Source organism: Streptosporangium lutulentum, from assembly GCF_030811455.1.
Classification (GTDB): domain Bacteria; phylum Actinomycetota; class Actinomycetes; order Streptosporangiales; family Streptosporangiaceae; genus Streptosporangium; species Streptosporangium lutulentum.
Genome location: NZ_JAUSQU010000001.1, coordinates 7,333,799 through 7,354,456, shown reverse-complemented (window position 1 = coordinate 7,354,456; position 20,658 = coordinate 7,333,799). Strand labels below are relative to the sequence as shown.

At 69.1% G+C, this 20,658-nt stretch carries 17 protein-coding genes; 6 read left to right on the top strand and 11 right to left on the bottom strand.

What is annotated here, in order from left to right; all coding sequences use genetic code 11:
- Positions 1 to 12 precede the first annotated feature (12 nt).
- Positions 13 to 678, top strand: coding sequence for an NUDIX hydrolase (locus J2853_RS32925; RefSeq protein WP_307564602.1), 666 nt, complete (start codon positions 13 to 15; stop codon positions 676 to 678).
- Positions 679 to 825: 147 nt separating this feature from the next.
- Here J2853_RS32925 and J2853_RS32920 read toward each other — a convergent pair whose 3' ends face one another.
- On the bottom strand, positions 826 to 1,461 hold the full coding sequence (locus J2853_RS32920) for a Uma2 family endonuclease (RefSeq protein ID WP_307564601.1): 636 nt from the start codon (positions 1,459 to 1,461) through the stop codon (positions 826 to 828).
- A 63-nt stretch (positions 1,462 to 1,524) separates the two neighbouring features.
- On the opposite strand from J2853_RS32920, the gene hisC reads away from it, so the two are divergent.
- Positions 1,525 to 2,586: a histidinol-phosphate transaminase gene (gene hisC, locus J2853_RS32915; protein ID WP_307564600.1), complete on the top strand. Its 1,062-nt coding sequence runs from the start codon at positions 1,525 to 1,527 to the stop codon at positions 2,584 to 2,586.
- A 96-nt stretch (positions 2,587 to 2,682) separates the two neighbouring features.
- Here hisC and J2853_RS32910 read toward each other — a convergent pair whose 3' ends face one another.
- The 5 genes from J2853_RS32910 to purD all read right to left on the bottom strand — a co-directional run bounded on the left by J2853_RS32910 (position 2,683) and on the right by purD (position 9,444).
- The gene (locus J2853_RS32910) at positions 2,683 to 3,627 is read right to left on the bottom strand and encodes an EamA family transporter (RefSeq protein WP_307564599.1); all 945 of its coding nucleotides are present in this window, start codon (positions 3,625 to 3,627) and stop codon (positions 2,683 to 2,685) included.
- A 354-nt stretch (positions 3,628 to 3,981) separates the two neighbouring features.
- Positions 3,982 to 5,271, bottom strand: coding sequence for a GTP cyclohydrolase IIa (locus J2853_RS32905; RefSeq protein WP_307568910.1), 1,290 nt, complete (start codon positions 5,269 to 5,271; stop codon positions 3,982 to 3,984).
- Positions 5,272 to 5,496: 225 nt separating this feature from the next.
- On the bottom strand, positions 5,497 to 6,765 hold the full coding sequence (murA, locus tag J2853_RS32900; RefSeq protein ID WP_307564598.1) for a UDP-N-acetylglucosamine 1-carboxyvinyltransferase: 1,269 nt from the start codon (positions 6,763 to 6,765) through the stop codon (positions 5,497 to 5,499).
- 344 nt (positions 6,766 to 7,109) lie between these two features.
- On the bottom strand, positions 7,110 to 8,141 hold the full coding sequence (locus J2853_RS32895) for a hypothetical protein (RefSeq protein WP_307564597.1): 1,032 nt from the start codon (positions 8,139 to 8,141) through the stop codon (positions 7,110 to 7,112).
- A 70-nt stretch (positions 8,142 to 8,211) separates the two neighbouring features.
- Positions 8,212 to 9,444 (bottom strand): phosphoribosylamine--glycine ligase, encoded by a 1,233-nt coding sequence (purD, locus tag J2853_RS32890; protein ID WP_307564596.1) that lies wholly within the window; start codon positions 9,442 to 9,444, stop codon positions 8,212 to 8,214.
- A 694-nt stretch (positions 9,445 to 10,138) separates the two neighbouring features.
- On the opposite strand from purD, the gene corA reads away from it, so the two are divergent.
- Positions 10,139 to 11,209, top strand: a complete 1,071-nt coding sequence (corA, locus tag J2853_RS32885) for a magnesium/cobalt transporter CorA (RefSeq protein WP_307564595.1) — start codon at positions 10,139 to 10,141, stop codon at positions 11,207 to 11,209.
- Between the two features lie 193 nt (positions 11,210 to 11,402).
- Here corA and J2853_RS32880 read toward each other — a convergent pair whose 3' ends face one another.
- The 4 genes from J2853_RS32880 to fbaA all read right to left on the bottom strand — a co-directional run bounded on the left by J2853_RS32880 (position 11,403) and on the right by fbaA (position 15,484).
- Positions 11,403 to 12,329: a glycerophosphodiester phosphodiesterase family protein gene (locus J2853_RS32880; protein WP_307564594.1), complete on the bottom strand. Its 927-nt coding sequence runs from the start codon at positions 12,327 to 12,329 to the stop codon at positions 11,403 to 11,405.
- 85 nt (positions 12,330 to 12,414) lie between these two features.
- Complete coding sequence (locus tag J2853_RS32875; RefSeq protein WP_307564593.1) at positions 12,415 to 13,698, bottom strand: adenylosuccinate synthase; 1,284 nt, start codon at positions 13,696 to 13,698, stop codon at positions 12,415 to 12,417.
- A gap of 242 nt (positions 13,699 to 13,940) precedes the next feature.
- A complete protein-coding gene (locus J2853_RS32870; protein WP_307564592.1) occupies positions 13,941 to 14,360 on the bottom strand; it encodes a DUF3151 domain-containing protein in 420 nt (139 codons plus the stop codon).
- A gap of 101 nt (positions 14,361 to 14,461) precedes the next feature.
- Positions 14,462 to 15,484 (bottom strand): class II fructose-bisphosphate aldolase, encoded by a 1,023-nt coding sequence (fbaA, locus tag J2853_RS32865; RefSeq protein ID WP_307564591.1) that lies wholly within the window; start codon positions 15,482 to 15,484, stop codon positions 14,462 to 14,464.
- 164 nt (positions 15,485 to 15,648) lie between these two features.
- Here fbaA and J2853_RS32860 point away from each other — a divergent pair, with 164 nt between their 5' ends.
- The gene (locus J2853_RS32860; RefSeq protein ID WP_307564590.1) at positions 15,649 to 16,374 is read left to right on the top strand and encodes a DedA family protein; all 726 of its coding nucleotides are present in this window, start codon (positions 15,649 to 15,651) and stop codon (positions 16,372 to 16,374) included.
- Positions 16,375 to 16,451: 77 nt separating this feature from the next.
- Positions 16,452 to 16,889: a hypothetical protein gene (locus tag J2853_RS32855; protein WP_307564589.1), complete on the top strand. Its 438-nt coding sequence runs from the start codon at positions 16,452 to 16,454 to the stop codon at positions 16,887 to 16,889.
- A gap of 227 nt (positions 16,890 to 17,116) precedes the next feature.
- Here the strand turns inward: J2853_RS32855 and pyrE are convergent, their stop codons facing one another.
- Complete coding sequence (gene pyrE, locus J2853_RS32850; RefSeq protein ID WP_307564588.1) at positions 17,117 to 17,653, bottom strand: orotate phosphoribosyltransferase; 537 nt, start codon at positions 17,651 to 17,653, stop codon at positions 17,117 to 17,119.
- 135 nt (positions 17,654 to 17,788) lie between these two features.
- Between pyrE and J2853_RS32845 the strand changes: the two genes are divergently transcribed.
- Positions 17,789 to 20,527, top strand: a complete 2,739-nt coding sequence (locus J2853_RS32845; RefSeq protein WP_307564587.1) for an RNA polymerase sigma factor — start codon at positions 17,789 to 17,791, stop codon at positions 20,525 to 20,527.
- The last annotated feature ends 131 nt before the right edge of the window (positions 20,528 to 20,658 follow it).

Genomic DNA, 20,658 nt, shown 5'->3' with positions numbered 1-20,658 from the left:
AACGTGCCTGACATGGTTCCGCGCGTTCCCGTCAGCGTGGATCTGGTCGTCCTCACGGTGCGGTGCCAGGCGCTGAGCGCCCTCGTCTGGCAACGGAACAAACCGCCCTACGAGGGACGCTGGGCCCTGTCAGGCGGCTTCATCCAGCTCGACGAGGACCTGCCGGCCGCCGCGGCCCGGGTCCTCGCCGAACGAGCGGGCCTGCCCGGCGCCGCCGTCCATCTGGAACAGCTCCAGACCTACGGCTATCCCGACCGGGATCCGCGCCAGCGCGTCCTGAGCGTCGCCTATCTCGGCCTCGCCCCCGATCTGCCGGCCTCCACCGAGGCGCACATGAGCTGGCAGCCGGTCTCGTCCCTCCAGGAGATGGCCTTCGACCACCGGCGCATCGTGCTCGACGGGATCGAGCGCGCCCGCGCCAAGCTTGAGTACACCCCGCTGGGCGCGGCCTTCTGCCCTCCGGAGTTCACCGTCGCCGATCTGCGCCGGGTCTACGAGATCGTCTGGGGCCGCTCCCTGGACCCGCGCAACTTCCACCGCAAGGTCACCAAGGCGGAGGGCTTCCTGGTGCCCACCGGAGGCATCACCGCCCGCGACGGCGGACGCCCCGCCAAGCTCTACCGCCGGGGCCCGGCGGTGCTGCTCCATCCGCCGATGCTCCGCTCGCTCAAGGGGTAGTCGAGCGGGACCTTGCCCAATCCGTGCTGCGCGCGGAGGCCGTCACACCGTGCCACTCCCCGGCCGCTCCGCTTGCTCAGGGAGTAGCCGGGACGGCGATGAGGACACCTTCACCGGTGCGGGCCATCCCGCCGGTCACCTGTCCGGCTACTGGCCAGGCAGGGATCGAGGCTTACCGATCTCCGTCAGGTCGATGTCGATGTCATAGGGAAGGCTGAGCTTCAATCGATCCTGATGGATGCCGGTGAGCGCGTATGCCTTGGTCACCGGGTTCAGTTCGTAGACGTAGACGCTGGGGCGGTTCTCAACGTTCTCGATCCGCCAGAAGTGGGGGATTCCAGCCTCGGCATACAACTGAGGCTTGCGGTTACGATCGCGTTCTTCGGACTCCTCGGAGACGACTTCGACGGCGAGCAGCACATCTGACGCCTCGTAGAAGGTCCGCATGAGATCGGATGACGCGTGTGCGTGAAGGAGCACCAGGTCCGGCTCCGGCCGCTGCCGTCGTCCCAGCTTTACAGTCATCTCCTGTTCCACTCGAAGATGAGCAGGTGCCGTCAGATCAAGCTCTCTGCGAAGGAGGAAAATCACGAGACCGTGAAAGCGGGTCTGAGGACTCACGAACACGAGCGTGCCATCGATCAGTTCGGTGTGAGGGGGGATCCCGGGAAGCCGATCGAGGTCATCGGCGGTGAAGCCCTCTTTGGGAGGAATCGCCCAGTCGGGAATGGGCTCGGCTTCGGCCAAGGGTGCGATGCTCATCTCGTCCTCCCGGTCGGGCATGCCTCTCACCTCCAGTGTCACACCGATGATGCCCCATCCGCCCGGTCCTTCTAAAGTAAGAGCATGCCTCGTTTCCGCGCGATTCTGGACACGGTGCCCGCCTACAAGGCGGGCAAGACCGCGGTGTCCGCCGACGGTCGGTCCTACAAGCTGTCTTCGAACGAATCCCCCTACGGACCGTTGCCCTCCGTGGTCGAGGCGGTTTCGAAGGCGGCGTCCGAGATGCATCTCTACCCCGATCCCGCGGCCACGGAACTGACCAACACGATCGCCGAGAAGTACGGCGTGCCGCCCGAGCACGTCGCGCCCGGCGCGGGGTCGGTGACGCTGCTGCAGCAGCTCCTGGAGACCGTTGGAGAGCCGGGCGCCGAGGTGGTCTACGCCTGGCGGTCGTTCGAGGCGTACCCCCTCATGGCCGACCTGTCCGGGGTGACCTCGGTACGGGTCCCTCTGCTGGGTGAGACGCACCACCTGGAGGCCATGGCCGACGCGATCACCCCGCGGACGCGCATGGTCTTCGTCTGCAACCCGAACAACCCCACCGGCACGGTCGTCCACGCGGCCGAGCTGGAGGCCTTCCTGAACAGGGTCCCCGAGGACGTGCTCGTCGTGCTCGACGAGGCCTACCGGGAGTACGTCAGGGACGCCGACGTCACCGACGGGCTCACCGTCTACCGCGAGCGGCCGAACGTGGCCGTGCTGCGGACGTTCTCCAAGGCGTACGGCCTGGCCGGGCTCCGGGTGGGCTATCTGATCGCCGATGAGCCGGTGGCGTCCGCCGTGCGCAAGACGACGGTGCCCTTCGCGGTCAACCACCTGGCCCAGGTCGCCGCGATCGCCTCCCTGGCGGCCGAGGACGAGCTGCTGGAGCGGGTGGACGCCGTGGTCAAGGAGCGCGGCCGGGTCCGCGAGGCCCTGATCTCCCAGGGCTGGACGGTGCCCGTCACCGAGGCCAACTTCGTCTGGCTCCGCCTGGGCGAGCGCACGATGGACTTCGCCGGGTCCTGCGCGGTTCAGGGGCTCGCGGTGCGTCCCTTCGCGGGGGAGGGCGCCCGGATCACCATCGGCACCCCCGAGGCCAACGACGCCTTCCTGGCCGCCGCCGAGGCCTTCAGGAACGCCTGAACGGCGGTACCGAAGACCGCCCTGGCCCGCGACCGCAATCAGCCTTCCGCCGGATCGGTGCGGGGGAGCCGCCCCCCGCACCGCCGGCCACGTGCTCTACACGGGCGCGGACTCCAGCTCCGCCGCCACGTTCTCCGCCTTTCTGCGCCGCTCGGTGGACACCACCAGGGCGACGCCGAGGACGATCACCACACCGGCGGCGATCATCGAGGTCGTGACGGGTTCGCTCAGGATGAGCGCGCCGAGGACGACCGCCACGACCGGGTTGACGTAGGCGTAGGTGGACACCAGGGAGATGGGGGCGTTGCCCAGCAGCCAGACGTAGGCGGTGAAGGCGACCAGCGAGCCCATCAGGACCAGGTAGCCCAGGGCGAGCCAGGATCGTCCCGAGACGGCGGTGAGGTCGAGACGCTCGCCCACGACCATGGCGGTCAGCACCAGCCCGACGCCGCCAGCGGCCATCTCGATCGCGCTCGCGGCGAAGGGGTCGGCGGGCATCGGGATCCGGGCGGACAGGAACGAGCCGAGCGACCACGACAGCGACGCCAGCAGGATGATCGCGATGCCCACGCCGTCCGCCGAGCTGCCTCCACCCGTCAGTGACAGCACCGCCACCCCGCCGAACCCGATGAGCACCCCGGCCAGGGTCATCGCCTGGGGCCTGTCCCTGCTGACAACCCTGAGGATCACCAGCCAGAGCGGCACCGAGGCGACCAGCAGCGCCGCCAGCCCGCTGGAGATGTGCTGCTCGGCCACCGCGACCATGCCGTTGCCGCCGGTCAACAGCAACAACCCGACCAGCGCCGCTCCGCCGAGTTCCTTCCAGCTCATCCGAAAGGCCTGCCGGTGGCGGAACAGGAACACGACGGTACCGAGGATCAGCGCGGCCGTGATGAAGCGCATGGCGCCGCTGAGCAGCGGGGGAAGTGTCTCGACGACGATCTTGATTGCAAGGTAGGTGGAGCCCCACACCACGTATACGATCGCGAGCGCTCCCCATATGAGGAGCGTCTTGCGGCTGTCAGGAGTGTTATGGCCCATAGCGCATGACAATAGACCCCGAACGAGACAATTCGCTCGCGGGGTTCAGGCGTTGAGACTCCGCGCGAGATTCGCCGATGGTCCAAAGGGCCCCGCCCGAGATCGCCGGGGGGCAGAGAGATCCCTCGCGAGGTCGACGGCGAGCAACCCCGCGCGAGATCGGCCGGGGGCGGGAGGGCCCTCGCGAGGTCGACGGCGAGAAATCCCGCATGAGATCGGCCGGAGGTCCGGGAGGTCCCCCGCGAGGCCGACGGTGAGGCGGCAGGCCCTGCCCGGGGTCTACCGTGATCTGAGAGGTTCCGCCGTACGGTCGAGGCGGAGACCTCCAGATCAGGGCAGACGGTCGTGCGGGTGTCAGCGGGTGCCGAGCTTCTCCACGATCAGGCGGTAGAGCTGGCGGGGGCGCCCGGGCTGGGGGGTGCGGTTCGGCGGAAGCGGCCACGCGAGTCCCTCGTCGACCAACGTGCGCAGCAGCCGCCGGGCCGTACGCGGGGTGACGCCGAGCATCTTGCCCGCGCCCTCCGCGTCCACCACCGTGTCTCCGCCCTCCAGCTTGGCCGCCAGTCTGGCCAGCACCTCCACGCCCTTGGGCTTCAGCGGGCCCGTGTTCTGCGGAGCCATCCTGGGGGCGGGGATCAGCGCCCGGCCCTCGCGGTCCACCGCGAAGCCCTGGGCCTGTTTGCCCGCCTGGGTGCGCGCCAGTGCGGCACGGGCGTGGGACTCGGCGTCGTGGGTGGTACGGCCCATGCCGACGCCCACCTCGACCGCCAGGCCCAGCTCGTCTCGCACCCGCGCGGCGAACGGCAGCACCCGGAAGCCCTCGGTGGCCGCGGCCACCGAGCCGCGGGTCGCGGTGACCATGTAACTGTGGTCGTCGACCGTGGTGACCGACGCGTTGATCCGGTTGGCCTCCTGCACCAGCAGCCGGTGCAGGGACAGCCGGAGCTCGTCGCGCCAGTAGCGCGGCGCGGCCCGGCGGATCGGCTCGCGGAGTGTGGGCACCTCGACCAGGACCACCGTGAGTTGCGACTCCTCCAGCCGGTGATGCGCACCGAGCAGGGCGGCCGTGTGCAGTGCCGTACGGACCGCGGCGGAGGTCGGGCGGATCCTGATCACCGGGATGCCGGCCGTCTGAAGACGGTCGGCGACCGCCGGCAGGCAGGTGAGCGCCCCGCTGGTGCCGCCCTGGCGGGCGAGACGTTCGTGGAAGGCCGCGATCGTGCCGGTGGCGCCCGGCTCGTCACGGCTGTGCACATCCCCGAAGGGGAGGCTCAGGTCGCTGTAGGCCTCCTCGACGTCGCCCCGGTTCAGGACATCGATGCTGACCCTGCGCGGATCTATTCGTTCGTCCAGCGCGGCCCTGGCCAGTGCGGCGATCAACGCGGCACCGCCGAGCTGGACATACGTCGCGGGCATCGTCAGCACCCCCGACCGCCGGGCCAGATCGTAGGGGACCGGGCTGGCGAACAGACATGCGTCCACCCCGGCACCCAGTCGGGTGACCTTGTCGGCGGCTTCCTGCTCGTCCCGGTAGGCCGCCGCCACCAGGCGGCAGGGCAAGGGGGCTGCCGCGTGCCCCATCAACATCACCCGCTCGACGAGGTCATGGGGGCCCACCACACCGATAGTGAGGTCCGGTGTCATGGCACCCGGGCGTGACACTCGTGGCGCTTCTTCGGCCCGCTCGACCAATGTTCGTCCCATCATGCCGTCCGTTTGTTTTCGGCTCTCTTTTGGAACGATCGCTTGCGGGGGCCGTAATGTCACGCCCGTTTTGTGTCCAATTCCGGAAGGGCCTTCCGGGCTAAACCCATGACTGGCGCTATTTACACAGGTCAGCGCCGTTTTTGAGCGTCTCAAACCCGCTGATTATGATGCTGAAATCTCTCGGCGGACATCCGCCCCGAGGGCCTGCATACGCTCGGCGAGATATGAGTGACCGCGGTCGATGAGATATCCCGATTCGATCACGGTCTCCCCTTCGGCGGCGAGGCCGGCGAGTACGAGGGCGATTCCTGAACGGAGGTCGTGCGCGGTCACCTCGGTGCCGGTTAGCGGAGTCGCTCCGCGGACGACCGCGCTGTTCTCCTTCACCTCGATGTCGGCGCCCATTTTGTTCAGTTCGGAGGCCAGTGCGAACCGGCCGTCGAAAATGCGCTCGTGAATGTAGCTGGCACCGTCGGCGAGACAGGCGACCGTCATGATGGGCGACTGCAGGTCGGTGGCGAAGCCGGGATAGGTGTCGGTGATGACGTTGATCGGGCGCAGCGGGCGATCCCGGCGGACGTGGAGCACCGCGCCGTGGTCGGCGAAGTCCACCCCCATCTGCTCCAGCTTGTAGCGGACCACGCCGAGGTGCTCCAGGTTGGCGCCGACCAGGTTGACCTCGCCGCCGGTGATGGCCGCGGCCATGGCGAACACGCCCGCGTCGAGGCGGTCGGGCATCACGGTGTGCTCGACGGCCTGGAGCTCCTCCACGCCCTCCACGGTGATGAAACCGGTGCCGCCGCCGCTGATCTTCGCGCCCATCCGGCTCAACATGTCGATCACGTCGAGGACCTCGGGCTCCAGCGCCGCGTTCTCGATCACGGTGGTGCCCCGCCCGAGGGCGGCGGCCATGATCAGGTTCTCGGTGCCGGTGTGCGAGGGGGTGTCCAGATACAGGTTGGCGCCCGTCAGGCCGGAGGACTTGACGTGGATGACGGAGTCGCCCTCGTCCACGATCGCGCCCAGGCGCTTGTAGCCCAGGTAGTGGAAGTCCAGGTTGCGGCTGCCCAGGTTGCAGCCGCCGACGCCCTCGATGATCGCCTCACCGAGGCGGTGCAGCAGCGCGGGCACGAACAGCACGGATCCACGGAAGCGGCGGGCGATCTCCGCGGGCAGCACCGGGCTCTTCAACGTCGAGGCATCGATCACCAGCGTGCGCTCGGCCTCGTGGAGCTCGACCTTGGCGCCGATCGTCTCGGCCAGCTCGACCGCGCGGCGCACGTCCTCGATGATGGGAACGTTGCGCAGGACCGTACGGCCCTTGGCCGCCAGCAATGCCGCACCGATCATGGGCAGGACGGCGTTTTTGGCACCCTGGATGAAGGCGGTTCCACGAAGTGGGTTGCCACCGCGCACGCGGTAACGGACCATGCGTCATGCTCCTTGCAAGTGGGTTTTAGGTGATTCGTGTGGCAAGAGGCGGCAGCCGAGGTTTATCGGCCAACAGTAGCCGTTGGATACGCCTGAACCGGCCACTTCGTGCGGGAACTACCCCTCAGGCGGATGACTAGTCTGCCGGTGGTGGGTTTCCGGGTCGCGGTTGTGCTCCCGCTCAACGATCTTCCCATACGGGAGCCCTGCCGGTGCCGATCCGCCGGAGGCGGTGAATCTTCTCGGCCGGGACGGCTTATACGTTCCTCGCCGATGTGCGAGGCGATCCCCATCGCCTTTTCCCGATCAATGAAAAGCCGGGGGATAACCGCTTCGACCTGGCCTTATCTGGTCCGGAAGTTCGAAGCAGGGGTGAGCGGTGAGGCGGCGACCAGAAGGGAGTCGGCTCGCTGGTCGACGAAGCGGGTGACGACCTGCTGGCCGTACCCGAACGCCATGGCCCAGACCAGGATCGCCGGTTGCGAGCCGAGCCCGGAGAAACCGGGGACGAAACCCGAGTTCAGGATCAGCAGGCCGAGCACGGCGGTGGCCACTCCGGCGGGCGCCTTGAGCAGGTTCTGGGCCACCGCCAGCGAGTAGCGGGTGGACAGCTCCGAGCGGGTCGAGATCGAGGCGGCGGTGGCCAGCGCCGCGCCCAGCATGCCGATCAGGGCGACGAGCGGGACGTCGCCGCCGCTGGGCGCCAGGCCGCCCGTCGGGCAGATCTGCGCGGGCATCAGCCCCTGCGTCCTGATCACCGACTGGTTGCCGCACATGGGGATGGCGTCGGGCCAGACCGCGCCGACGACCACCACACCCAGCACGATCAGGGCCAGCATGACCACCCAGCCGAGCAGCAGGTTGCGGAAGTTGCGGACCCTGCCGGTCTCCATCGCCTGCGCGGTGTAGGCGGCCCGCAGTACCGACTGCATCAGCGGCCTGTCCTGCTCCTGCAGATCCCCGGCGGCGATCCTGTTCTGGAGGTGGACCAGCCGGGGGTCGTCGCCCGGCAGGTAGGCGCGGCCGATCGCCGACACCTCGGGGCCCCGCCCGCACAGCTCGGCCGTCGGCAGCACGCCGTACAGCATCACGGTCGCGCTGTTGACGTTCGACCAGGCGCCCTCGATGGCGTGGCCGGTCAGCCAGCGCCGTACGCCGTGCCTGCCGCGCGCGTAGGACTCCGCGCGGGCCAGGTGCGTGCCGATGCCCTCACCCACGGACAGGAGCTGGCCCGCCTCCTCGCGCAGGGTCAGGGCGCGTTCGGTGTCGGCCTTGATCTCCTCGCTGCGGGTGGCGACGTACACCCGCCAGGTGCCCGGCCAGCGCAGCACGCCGGTGTCGCCGATCCGTTCGGGGACTGCGGGGTCGAGCGACATCGTTCCTCCGTGGGGGCGGAGCGGCCGGGGGCGGGCGGAAGGCTGCCCCCGGCGCGTCGGGACATGCCGATCAGATGCTGTGTCCTGCGATGTCGGTGCGGTGGTGCGAGCCGCGCAACCGGATGCGGTCGACCGCCTCGTAGGCTACCGCGCGTGCCGTGGCCACGTCCTGGCCTGTGCCGATCACGTTGAGCACCCGCCCGCCGTCGGAGACGATCCGGTCGCCGTCGAACGCGGTCCCCGCGTGGAGCACGTAGGAGTTCTCGACGAGGTCCGCGAGTCCTTCGACGACGTCGCCCCTTACGGGGTCGGCCGGGTAGTTCTCCGCCGCGATCACCACGGCCACCGCGGCGCCGTCGCGGTAGGACAGGGGGCCGAACCCTTCGAGCGTCCCGTTCGCGCAGGCGAGCAGCAGGCCCGCCAGCGGCGTCCGCAGCCGGTCGAGCACGACCTGCGTCTCCGGGTCGCCGAACCTGGCGTTGAACTCGATCACCTTCGGGCCCTTGGACGTGAGGGCCAGCCCCACGTAGAGCACTCCCGTGTACGGCATGCCGCGCCCGGCGAGCTCGGCCACGGTCGGGAAGACGGTCTCGGCCATCACCTGTTCGGTGAGGCCGTCGGGGGCCCACGGCAGCGGCGTGTAGGCGCCCATCCCGCCGGTGTTGGGGCCCCGGTCGCCGTCGTAGGCGCGCTTGTGGTCCTGGGCGAGCTGGAGCGGCACGGCGGTGGAGCCGTCGCAGAGCGCGAACAGCGACACCTCCGGGCCGTCGAGGAACTCCTCGACGACGACCCGGCCGCAGGCGGCGGCGTGCCGCAGCGCCTCGTCGCGGTCGTGGGTGACCACCACGCCCTTGCCCGCCGCGAGGCCGTCCTCCTTGACCACGTACGGCGCGCCGAACTCGTCCAGGGCGGCGGCGGCCTCCTGCGGCGTGACGCATGTGCGCGATCGTGCGGTGGGCACGCCCGCCGCCGCCATGACGTCCTTGGCGAAGGCCTTGGAGCCCTCGATCTCGGCGGCCTGCCCGGACGGTCCGAAGCAGGGGATGCCCGCCTGCCTGACCGCGTCGGCGACCCCGGCGACGAGGGGTGCCTCGGGACCGACCACGACCAGGTCCGCCCCGAGTCTCCGGGCCAGCTCCGCGACCGCCGCAGGGTCGGTGGGGGTCACCGGATGCAGGGTCGCGATCTGCGCGATACCTGCGTTTCCTGGAGCACAGTGGACTTCGGTGACCTGGGGGTCTGCCGTCAGAGACCGGCACAGGGCGTGTTCACGCCCGCCGGATCCAATCACAAGAACGCGCACGTGACAGAGCCTATCGGTCTCGGGGCCGCCGTCCGCGGCCCGCCCGCGCCCCGTCCCGTTCCCTGTCCACAGGCTGTGGACGGAGAACTCGTCGCGGGCGCCCGGAGCGGTGAACGCGAGGGCCGGCCTCCGGGTGCGTTCCGCCGAAGGCCCATTCGCGACCGCGGGGGCACTCGCCCCCGGTGGGAGCCGGCGCGGAGGGCCGGGACGCCGGTCGCCTTCCGACGGTCGCGACCGGTCGTGTCTCGATAGTCCCGTAAGCGGAGAAGTAATTCCCTATACGGGTAAGCCTGGAAAGTTCCATCGCTAGACGGTGATAGTGGGTGAATTTTGTCAGCTTATGCATGATCGATGCTTGCGGCTGAGGGTAGTCTGAGAGGTACCCCAGATCCGTGTTAGATTTGGGCTGCTTTGCGTGTCTCCTGCTGATTGGAGGTGGTTCGGGATGTCCTCTGGCGATCCCAGCAGTACGTGCTCGCGCACGCCTGCTGTGCGCACTCTCGACCACTCCACTTCGGCGCCCGACCGGCTCCGCACGCATTCCCACTTCGAACCGAGGTGACATAGCGTCGCGTGCGGATTCTGCCGGGTTGGGCAGGAAAGGCTCGCCATGCGCTCCTCGCTTCTTTTTCCCCGTATCAAGCACGCAGGTGTGATCCGTGCCCCACGTACCCCCACGGTCCTCCGTGACCGGATGACCGGCACATGCGTTCCTCCGAGTGACTCACTCGTCGAGTACGCCGCCTACATCGGTGGCAAGAGGATCGAGGCGCTGGGCATCCCCGACGCCCTCGACCTCGTCCGCGCGCACAACGCGGCCGTGCAGAGCGCCAACGAGAAGAACCCCGGAGAGAAGGGCGGCGAGAAGGGCAACGCCTTCGTCTGGGTCGGTCTCCATGAACCCGACGCCCCCGAGGTCGAGTGGCTGGCGGAGGTCTTCGCCCTGCACCCGCTCGCCGTCGAGGACGCCGTCAAGGCTCATCAGCGGCCCAAGGTCGAGCGCTACGACGACTCGCTGTTCGTGGTCCTGAAGACCGTGGCCTACCTCGACCACGACGTGCTGACCGCGACCAGCGAGATCATTGGCACCGGCGAGATCATGGTGTTCGTCGGCCCCGACTTCGTGGTGACCGTACGGCACGGCAGGTACTGCCCGCTGGCGGATGTGCGCGAGCGCCTGGAGGACAAGCCCAAGCTCCTCAACCGCGGCCCGACCGGCGTGCTGCACGCGATCGCCGACCACGTCGTGGACCGGTACCTCGGCGTGGCCGACCTGATGCAGACGGAGCTGGAGGACGTCGAGGCCATGGTCTTCGCCGACGTCAGCGCCCGTGACATCGGCCGGATCTACAACCTCAAGCGCGAGATGATCGATATGAAGCGGTCCGTCACGCCGCTCCAGGCGCCGTTGTCCACGCTGGCCCAGCGCCGGATGATCCCCTCCGAGATGCGCGAGTACTTCCGCGACGTCGTCGACCACCTGGCCCGCGTCTGCGAGCAGGTCGAGTCGTCCAACGAGCTCTGCAACTCCATACTGCAGGCGGCGCTCGCCCGTTCGAACGCGCTCGCCAACGAGGACATGCGGAAGATCTCCTCGTGGGTCGCCATCATGGCCGTCCCCACGATGATCGCCGGCATCTACGGCATGAACTTCGAGCACATGCCCGAGATCAAATCCGTTTTCGGCTATCCCGTCGTGATCGGCGTGATGGTGATCGCCTGCTCGCTGCTCTACCGGGGGTTCCGCCGCAACGGCTGGATGTGACGTCCGCGCCGGATCCGCCCCCTGCGTGCCGCCGGGGGCGGAGGCGACGGCGCGTGGAACCCCGTCGCCGGGCGGGACCTCGAAGCGCGGACCCGGTGCCCGGTGCGTCGAACTCCCGCCCCCGATCGGCTCTGGCCTCCCCGTGCCCGGCGCGAGGAGGAGTCGGATCCGGGCGTTCGCGCCGGAGGGGGGGTCAGGTGCCCGTGCCGCGCATGGGGGTGATCGGCGCGGGTGTGGACATGCCCCGGTCGGCCCACAGGGCACGCATCCGGTCGGGATAGTCGGTGACGATCGCGGCGGCCCCGAGGTCGAGCAGCTCGGCGGCCCGGCCGGGCTCGTTGACGGTCCACACGGCCATCGGCAGATCGATCTTCTCGGCCCGGCGGGCGAACTCCTCGTCCACCATCACGTGCTCGGGGGAGACCGTGGTGCCCCCGGCGGCCGCCGCGGCGGCCGGGATGTCACCGTCGAAGTCGTCGAGCCGCAGGCCGTTGAGCCAGACGCTGTCCATGGTGGCCCGCTCGATCAGCGCGTATCGCCGGGTCGCCGGGGCCAGGGAGCGGGCGATCTCCAGGATGCGCCAGTCGAAGCTGAGGATCGCCGCCCGGTCGAGTCTGTGGTGCCGGTCGAGCTCGGCGAGTACCAGTTCGGTCAGCTCGCGGGGGTCGGCGCTGAGCTCCGGCCTCGTCGGGTCGGACTTGAGCTCCACGTGCATCCGCACGTCGCGGGCGCAGTAGGCGTCCGCCAGACCCAGGACGGCTCCCAGGGTCGGCATCCGCGTGTTCGGCACCGGCACCTGGGTGGGGGCGAAACGGTCGTTCTCCTGGCGCGGCAGCCGTACCCCGACCTCAAGCGTGCGCAGTTGTGCCAGGGTGAGCTCGCCGATGGGCCGGCCCACGTAGGGGAAGAGCGGGTCACCCCGGAACGCCGGACGGACGTCGGCACTGGTGATCGAGGACACGGTGAGGTCGTGTGTGAGCACCAGCCGCCGGTCGGCCGTCAACGCGACATCAAATTCCAGCGCGTCGACACCCAGCTCCAGAGCGTGGGCGAAACCGGGCAGCGTGTTCTCGGGACGGAGTCCGCGGGCTCCGCGATGGCCATGAATCTCGGCATGCACAGAGGGACCTTATCGACCTCATGCGCCGTTCTCCCGCTACGGCTCGCGTCCGGACTTCCCAGGTGCGAGCCGTAGCGGGAGAAAACTAGATCAATGGGTTGATCTGGAGAGTCTCGGTGCGGCCGGGACCGACGCCGATGGCGGAGATGCGGGCGCCGCTCATCTTCTCCAGGGCCTTCACGTAGGACTGCGCGTTGGCGGGCAGATCCTCGAAGCTCCTGGCGCCGGTGATGTCCTCCTGCCAGCCGGGGAACTCCTCGTACACCGGCTTGGCGTGGTGGAAGTCGGTCTGGGTCATCGGGATCTCGTCGTAGCGGACGCCGTCCACCTCGTAGGCCACGCAGACGGGAATCGTCTCCAGGCCGGACAGCACGTCCAGCTTGGTGAGGAAGAAGTCGGTGACGCCGTTGATCCGGGTGGCGTAGCGGGCGATCACCGCGTCGAACCAGCCGCAGCGGCGGTTGCGGCCGGTGGTCACGCCGTACTCGCCGCCGGTGGTGCGCAGCCACTCGCCCATCTCGTCGTCGAGCTCGGTCGGGAACGGGCCGGAGCCGACGCGGGTGGTGTAGGCCTTGATGATGCCGATCACCCGGGTGAGCCGCGTCGGCGGGATGCCGGAGCCCGCGCAGGCGCCGCCGCTCGTCGGGGAGGAGGAGGTGACGAACGGGTAGGTGCCGTGGTCGATGTCGAGCAGGTTGCCCTGGCCGCCCTCCAGCAGCACGACCTTGTCGGAGTCGAGGGCCTTGTTCAGGACCAGCGAGGTGTCCGCGATGTGCGGCTTGAGGCGCTCGGCGTAGCCGAGATACTCATCCAGGACCTTGCCCGCGTCGATCGCCCGGCGGTTGTAGATCTTGGTGAGGATCTGGTTCTTCTCGTTGAGCGCGACCTCGATCTTCTGCTGCAGGATGCCCGGGTCGAGCAGGTCCTGGACCCGCACGCCCATCCGGTAGATCTTGTCGCCGTAGGCGGGGCCGATGCCCCGGCCGGTGGTGCCGATCTTGGCCTTGCCGAGGTAGCGCTCGGTGACCTTGTCGATGGCCCTGTGGTGGGGCATGATCAGATGCGCGTTGGCGGAGATCAGCAGCCGCTCGGCGGAGACCCCCCGGGCCGCCAGCCCGTCGATCTCGCTCAGCAGCACGCTCGGATCGATGACGACGCCGTTGCCGATGACCGGGACGACGTTCGGGGAGAGCACTCCCGTCGGCAGCAGATGCAGCGCGTACTTCTGGTCGCCGATCACGACCGTGTGACCCGCGTTGTTTCCTCCCTGGTATCTGACGACGTAGTCGACCTGGTCGCCGAGCAGGTCGGTCGCCTTACCCTTGCCCTCATCGCCCCACTGGGCACCAAAGAGAACGACAGCCGGCATCGTGAATCTCCCACCACAAAAACGAAAACCCCTGGCGCAATCGCGACAGGGGCTCTTGCGTAGCGAGAATACCCGACGACGTCCGAAATGGGCATCTCCCGTCCAAGGGTGGGAGATCTCTTGACCTCGGCGACTTCGACGCCCTTGATGTTTTTGGCGATCTCGGCGGCCTCGGAGGCTTAATGATCCCGGCGATCCCGGAGACCCCGACGGCCTCGGAGATCGCCGAGATCGCCGGGGATTCAGCGGCCGGTCAGTTCCTTGGACGCCTCGGCGCTGGAATCCTTCAGGAACTGGAAGCAGCGTTCGGCCTCGTCCTTCTCCCCTATGCTCTGGGCGGCGCGGGCCAGCGCGTGCAGGCACCGCAGGAAACCGCGGTTGGGGGCGTGACTCCAGGGGATCGGGCCGTGGCCCTTCCAGCCCGATCTGCGGAGCTGGTCCAGGCCGCGGTGGTAGCCGGTGCGGGCGAAGGCGTATGACGTCACGGCGTGTCCGGCTGCGAAGTACTCGTCCGCGAGCGCTGCCCACGCGGCCGGATAGGTGGGGAAGCGCGCGGCGACGTCAGATGCTTGGGCGCCGGCCTCCAGGGCCTCCCGGGCCTCGGACAGGTCGGGGAGCAGGGTGGGTGGCGGGCCGGCGAGGAGGTTCTCGTGCGATTCCATGACGACAGTCCTACCCGGTGAAGGCACGTCAGGCCAAGATCGGCCCCCGGAGATTTCTCTCCGGGGGCCGATCCGGGATCCGTTTCTCCGTCGTTCGCCCGTCAGGCGAGCTTGGTGCCCGCGGACTTCAGGTGCTGGCAGGCCTCGACGATGCGGGCCGCCATCGCGGTCTCGGCGGCCTTGCCGTAGGACCGGGGGTCGTAGGCCTTCTTGTTGCCGACGTCACCGTCGACCTTGAGCACGCCGTCGTAGTTTCTGAACATGTGATCGGCGATCGGGCGGGTGAAGGCGTACTGCGTGTCGGTGTCGATGTTCATCTTCACGACGCCGTAGGAGATGGCCTCCTGGATCTCCTCCAGCAGCGAGCCGGAGCCGCCGTGGAAGACCAGGTCGAAGGGCTTCTCCTTGCCGTACTTGGCGCCGACCGCGTCCTGGATGTCCTTCAGCACGCTCGGGCGGAGCTTGACGTGACCCGGCTTGTAGACGCCGTGCACGTTGCCGAAGGTCGCGGCGAGCATGTAGCGGCCTCGCTCGCCGAGGCCCAGGGCCTCGGCGGTCGCCAGGGCGTCCTCGGCGGTGGTGTAGAGCTTCTCGTTGATCTCGCCGACGACGCCGTCCTCCTCGCCGCCGACGACGCCGATCTCCGCCTCGAGAACGATCCTCGCGCGGGCGGCCTTCTCCAGGAGATCCTTGGCGATCTCCAGGTTCTCGTCCAGCGGTACGGCGGAGCCGTCCCACATGTGCGACTGGAACAGGGGGTCCTGTCCCTTGGCGACCCGCTCGAGCGAGATGTCGAGCAGCGGCCGTACAAAACCGTCCAGCTTGTCCTTGGGACAGTGGTCGGTGTGCAGGGCGACCGTCACGGGGTATTTGGCCGCGACGACGCGGGCGTATTCCGCCAGCGCCACCGAACCGGTCACCATATCCTTGATCGTTGTACCCGAAAGGAATTCGGCGCCGCCGGTGGACACCTGGATGATGCCGTCGCTCGAAGCTTCGGCGAAGCCCCTGAGCGCGGCATTGAGGGTCTGGGACGAGGTTACGTTGATCGCCGGATAGGCGAACCCGCCCGCCTTGGCCCGATCGAGCATCTCGGCGTAGACCTCTGGAGTCGCGATAGGCATCGGTGTCATCTCCCTGGAGACGGCTGTGAACAGCTGGCGCGGGGCTTAGGACAATGCCCGTCCGCTAGTATTCCGGGTTCTGCCCCGGCCGGATAGCTTCGCAACCACTTCGGCCCATGCGATCTGTCAGCGGTGGGGCTCCGTCGCAGATAGGCTTCACGCCGATGGACCTCCTGCACAATCTCCTTGACCCCAAGTGGTGGCTCGGCCTGCTGGGCCCGTTCGCCACCATCGGGGTGCTCGGCATCATCTTCGCCGAGACCGGGCTGCTGCTCGGATTCTTCCTGCCCGGTGACTCGCTGCTCGTCGCCGCGGGGGTCTTCAGCACCGTCGAGGCGGCCGCCGCCATTCCCGGGCTCACACCGCTCTCGTTCCCCGTGTTGCTGGTCCTGGCCCCGATCTGCGCCATCATCGGCGCCCAGCTGGGCCATCACCTCGGCGCCACGTTCGGCCGCAGGCTGTTCGACAAGCCCGACTCCAAGCTCTTCAGGCAGGAGCACGTCGACAAGGCCGAGTATTACTTCCAGAAGTTCGGCCCCGCCAAGGCCGTGGTGCTCGCCCGGTTCATCCCGATCGTGCGCACCTTCCTCAACCCGGTCGCCGGAATGCTCGGCATGGACCGCAAGAGGTTCTTCCTGTGGAACTGCGTCGGCGGGATTCTCTGGACCGACAGCATGCTGATTTTCGGCCGCGTGGTCGGCTCCGCGGTGCCCGACATCGACAAATACATTCTGCCGGGCGCTTTTGTGATCATTCTCCTCTCGATCATCCCGATCGTCCTGGAATTCGTGAAGGGCCGTAAGGGCGGCGGTTCCGGTGGTCCCGAGTCCGGAGGAAAGCACCGTCTCGGTGCTCCCACCGCTCCGACAAGGCGAAACATCCAGCCGTAACCGATGTCCCCGGCCGGTCGAGAGATACCTCACCAGCCGCTAACCTCCACAGTGTGGGACGCCACAGTTCTGATCCGATGGGTGTCGCCCGACTGGTTCTCGCAGGTCTGGCGGTGCTGGCTCTCGTCGCCCTGATCGTGGTCGGAGCTCTCTCGTTGATCGGCGCGCTGGACCCCCCGCCGGAGTCGGCCGCCTTGCCCGCGCCCGCGACCTCCTCGCCTCCGGCCGCCGCTCCCACGACCACCGCCCCCAAGCCCTCCGCCTCGGGGCGGGTCCCGACGGTTCTCATCCAGTGCGCGCGGGAGCGCTGTCCCGCGGTCTTCCTCAAGGTCGTCGGAGGCGATGTGCTGCTCAACCGGGAACTGGTCAAGGACGAGCAGGTCCAGTCCTTCGACTCCAAGGTCGACGTGGTGCTGGCAGACTCCACCGCCGTCCACGTCCGGGTGAACGGCACCGTCCGCCCCCCGGGCAAGCCCGGGGAGCGCCAGGAGTTCACCGTTTCCCGAGAGCAGTGAGCATTCTCTCCGGACGCCGCGGGCACAGGCCGAGGTCGTCCGGGTCGTAGGCGGTCCTGTTCGGCTCAGACCGAGGTCGTCTGAGGTGTAGGCGGTCTTGTTCGGCTCGGGCCGAGGTCGTCCGGGTCGTAGGCGGTCCTGGTTCGGTCCGGACCGAGATCGCTCAGGTTGCAGGCCGTTCTGGTTCGGTCCGGACCGAAGTCGCTCAGGTTGCAGGCCGTTCTGGTTCAGCCCAGGCCGAGGTCGCTCAGGTTGTAGGCGGTCCGGTACGGCAGGCCCGCCTCGGCGATCGCGGAGGCGGCCCCCCGGTCCACGATTGTGGCCACGGCCACGACCTCGGCGCCCGCCTCGCGGAGCGCCTCCACCGCGGTCAGTGGGGATCCGCCGGTCGTGGAGGTGTCCTCCACCGCGAGCACCCGTCGCCCCGCCACGTCCGGGCCCTCGATCCGGCGCTGCATGCCGTGCGCCTTCTGCGCCTTGCGGACCACGAACGCGTCGAGCGTCCTGCCTCGCGCCGCCGCCGCGTGCAGCATGGCGGTCGCCACGGGGTCGGCGCCCAGGGTGAGCCCGCCGACCGCGTCGTAGTCGAGGTCCTCGGTGAGGTCCAGCATGACCCGGCCCACCAGCGGCGCCGCCTGCCCGTCGAGGGTCACCCGGCGCAGGTCCACATAGAAGTCCGCCTCCTTGCCCGAGGACAGCACGACCTTGCCGTGTACGACGCCCTTGCTCTTGATCTCGACCAACAGGTTCTCGCGATCGTTCATGGCACCAAGGTTAGGGCGGTCCGCATGACGCGCGGTTCGCACCTGGCCCCCCCGATAAAAAATCGATCGGGGTTTAGTCATGCCAGAGGCTGCGGAATCATGCGGTGAGTAACTCTTGGTATTGATGAGGTCACAATGAGTGCGAAATCACTTCAAGGCGACGCCGAGCTGCTGGCCGCGACCCGTGAGGCGGATGCGGAGGCCTATTACTGGCTCTACCGGCGGCATGTGTCCGCGGCCTGGGCCCTGGCCCAGCAACTCGTCTCGGGCGAGGCCGAGGTCGAGGACGTCGTGGAGAAGACGTTCGCCGGGATCCATCACGTGATCGAGCGGGGCGGCGGCCCGGAGCAGGCGTTCCGGGTCTACCTGCTCACCGCGCTCCGACATACGATCCACGACCGGTCCGAGAGGGGCGACGGGCAGGAGCCGGGCGAGGAGATCGAGCCCCTCGACCCGGAGGTGCCTTTCGTGGACCCGGCGCTGGCCCATCTGAGGCAGTCGCCGCCCGCCAGAGCCTTCCTTTCCCTGCCGGAGCGGTGGCGGCTCGTCCTCTGGCACGTCGAGGTCGAGTCGGGCAGGCTCGCCGACATCGCCGTCCTGCTGAACCTCACGGAGAACGGGGTGGCCGCACTGGCCTACCAGGCCCGGGAGAAGATGCGCCAGGCCTGCCTGCGGATCCACCTGGCCGAGACACTCTCCCCGGAGTGCCGCCCGATGCTGGGCAAGCTGGGGAATCACGTGCGGGGCGGCCTGACCAAAAAAGAGAGCCTGGCCGTGGACGGGCACATGAACGACTGCCCCGGCTGCCACGCCGTGTTCGTCGAGCTGGCCGGTATGGGCCAGAGCCTGCGGGCCGTCGTCGGTCCGCTCATCGTCGGTCCGGCGTTCGCCGGGTATCGAACGGCGCTGGGCAAGATGGGCGCCACGGCCGGAGGCGGGGTGTCCGGCCGGTGGCGGCGGGCGCCCCGGCCCCTGCGGCGCGTGATCGCGGCCGGTGTGGCGGTTACGGCGGTCGTGACGGCGTCGGCGCTCGTGCTGGTGTCGGCGGGCGAACCGCTGCCCTCCTCCGTCGTGGGGCCGGTCGTGACCCCGGAGCCCCGCCCCCATGCCCCGTGGCCGTCCCCGAGCCAGGGGGCGGAGGGGCGGAAAAGCCCCGGAATCGTGGCGCAGCCACCCGTACGCGAGGCGAGCCCCCGTAGTGAGGCGAGCCCCCATAGCGGGGCGAGTCCCGGGGCCGGTCCCGGAGGCGGAGCCCGTCCCCCGAATGAGGCGAGTCCTCGTAGCGGGGTGAGTCCTCGTAGTGAGGCGAGCCCGAAAGGAGCGGCAAGTCCTCGTAGTGAGGCAAGTCCTCGTAGTGAGGCGAGTCTCCGGAGCGGGGCCGGCCTCGAAGACCGGGCGAGTCCTCGCACCGAGGCGAGTTCACGAAGTGAGGCGAGCCCGACAGGAGCGGCGAGTCCTCGTAGTGAGGCGAGTCCGAAAGGGGCGGCGAGTTCGCGAAGTGAGGCGAGTCCCCGCAGTGGGATGAGTCTCCGAGGTGGGGCGGGTCCCCGGGGCACGGCGAGTCCGAGGGGGCGGACGAACACCAGGTCCTCGTCGCGCCTGGTCGCCAGGATCGACGTGCTCGGTGCGCTGGTCAGGTCCGAGCCCGGCATCGTGGTGGTACGGCTGCACAACGCCGCCGCCGAGGAGAGCGGCGAGCTCGTCGCCGACATCGGCCTGCCGGACGGGGTGACGCTGCTGGCGGCGGCCCGGAGGGGACGGGCGGTCGTCGTGGTCACGCCGGTCGGTACGGTCGACGGCTGGTCCTGCCGGATGCGGGCCCGAGGCGCGCGGTGCACCCGTGGCTCGCTGGCGGCGGACCAGGCCACGGCGGTGTTCCTGCGGGTCCTGGTCTCCTCGGCGGCGGGGGTCAAGGGTTCGGCGCCCTCGGTCACGGTCTCCGCCGGAGGGGTGCGGACGACGGCCAGGTCGAGCAGCGGGGTACGGGCCGCCGGCGCCCCCGCCCGGTTCGCCACGGACGGCCGGGTGGTCACCTCCGCGATCGGGAACACCCTGCTGAGCTGCGTGCGCGCCGGATCCGCGTGCGGTGCCGCCCGTTCGCGCACGGGTGACCGTCGGGACAACAACCATTGGGCGATGCGCCCTTTCGACAAGGACGGGGACCCGTCGACGACAAATTCGAGCGCGGCCCAGCTTCTCCTGCCGAGGACCAGCAAGCTGGTCTGGGCCGGCCTCTACTGGTCGGCGAGCGCGCCTTCCAGCGGGCAGGTCAAGTTCAAGGCGCCGGGGGACGAGAGATACAGGAAGGTGAGGGCGGCGCGGGTGGTGGAGAGGGGGTTGCCGTCCGGCCGGAGATACCAGGCGTTCGCCGACGTGACGCGGCTGGTGGGCGAGGTCCGCGGAACGTACTGGGTGGCGGACGCCTCGCTGAGGCCCGGAGTCTCGCAGCACGCCGGGTGGAGTCTGGTGATCATCGCGGCTGATCCGAGCCGGCCGTACAGCCAGGCGGTCGTCGTCGACACCGCCACCGTGCTGGACGGCGGGCACAGGTCGGTGCGGATCCCGCTCAACGGGCTGACGTCCACCGGCACGCCCGCGCGGGTGGCACTGGTGACCTGGGAGGGCGACGCGAGCGTGCGGGGAGACCGGGTGACGCTGGGCGGCCGTACCCTCCGCCCGGACAGCGGGGACAGGGACCCGCGCAACCCGTTCGACGGGTCCGCCACCGGGGCGAGGGATACGAGCGTGACCTTCGGCACGGATGTGGACGGCTTCCAGGCGACCCTCGGCCGGGATCCGGTGCTCACGGTGAGCACCCGTCAGGACGTCTTGCTTTTCGGGGCCGCGGTGGTGAGTGTTCGGATGGATTCGTGACCATCCGAGTGGCACCTCAATAACGGGACAAACTGGTACGGTCTGCGTAAACAGTCCGGCGTATGGGCGGGCGCGGGTGGAATCGTCGGGATTCACCCTCGGACGATCAGCTGCTTGATTACCCTGAGGAA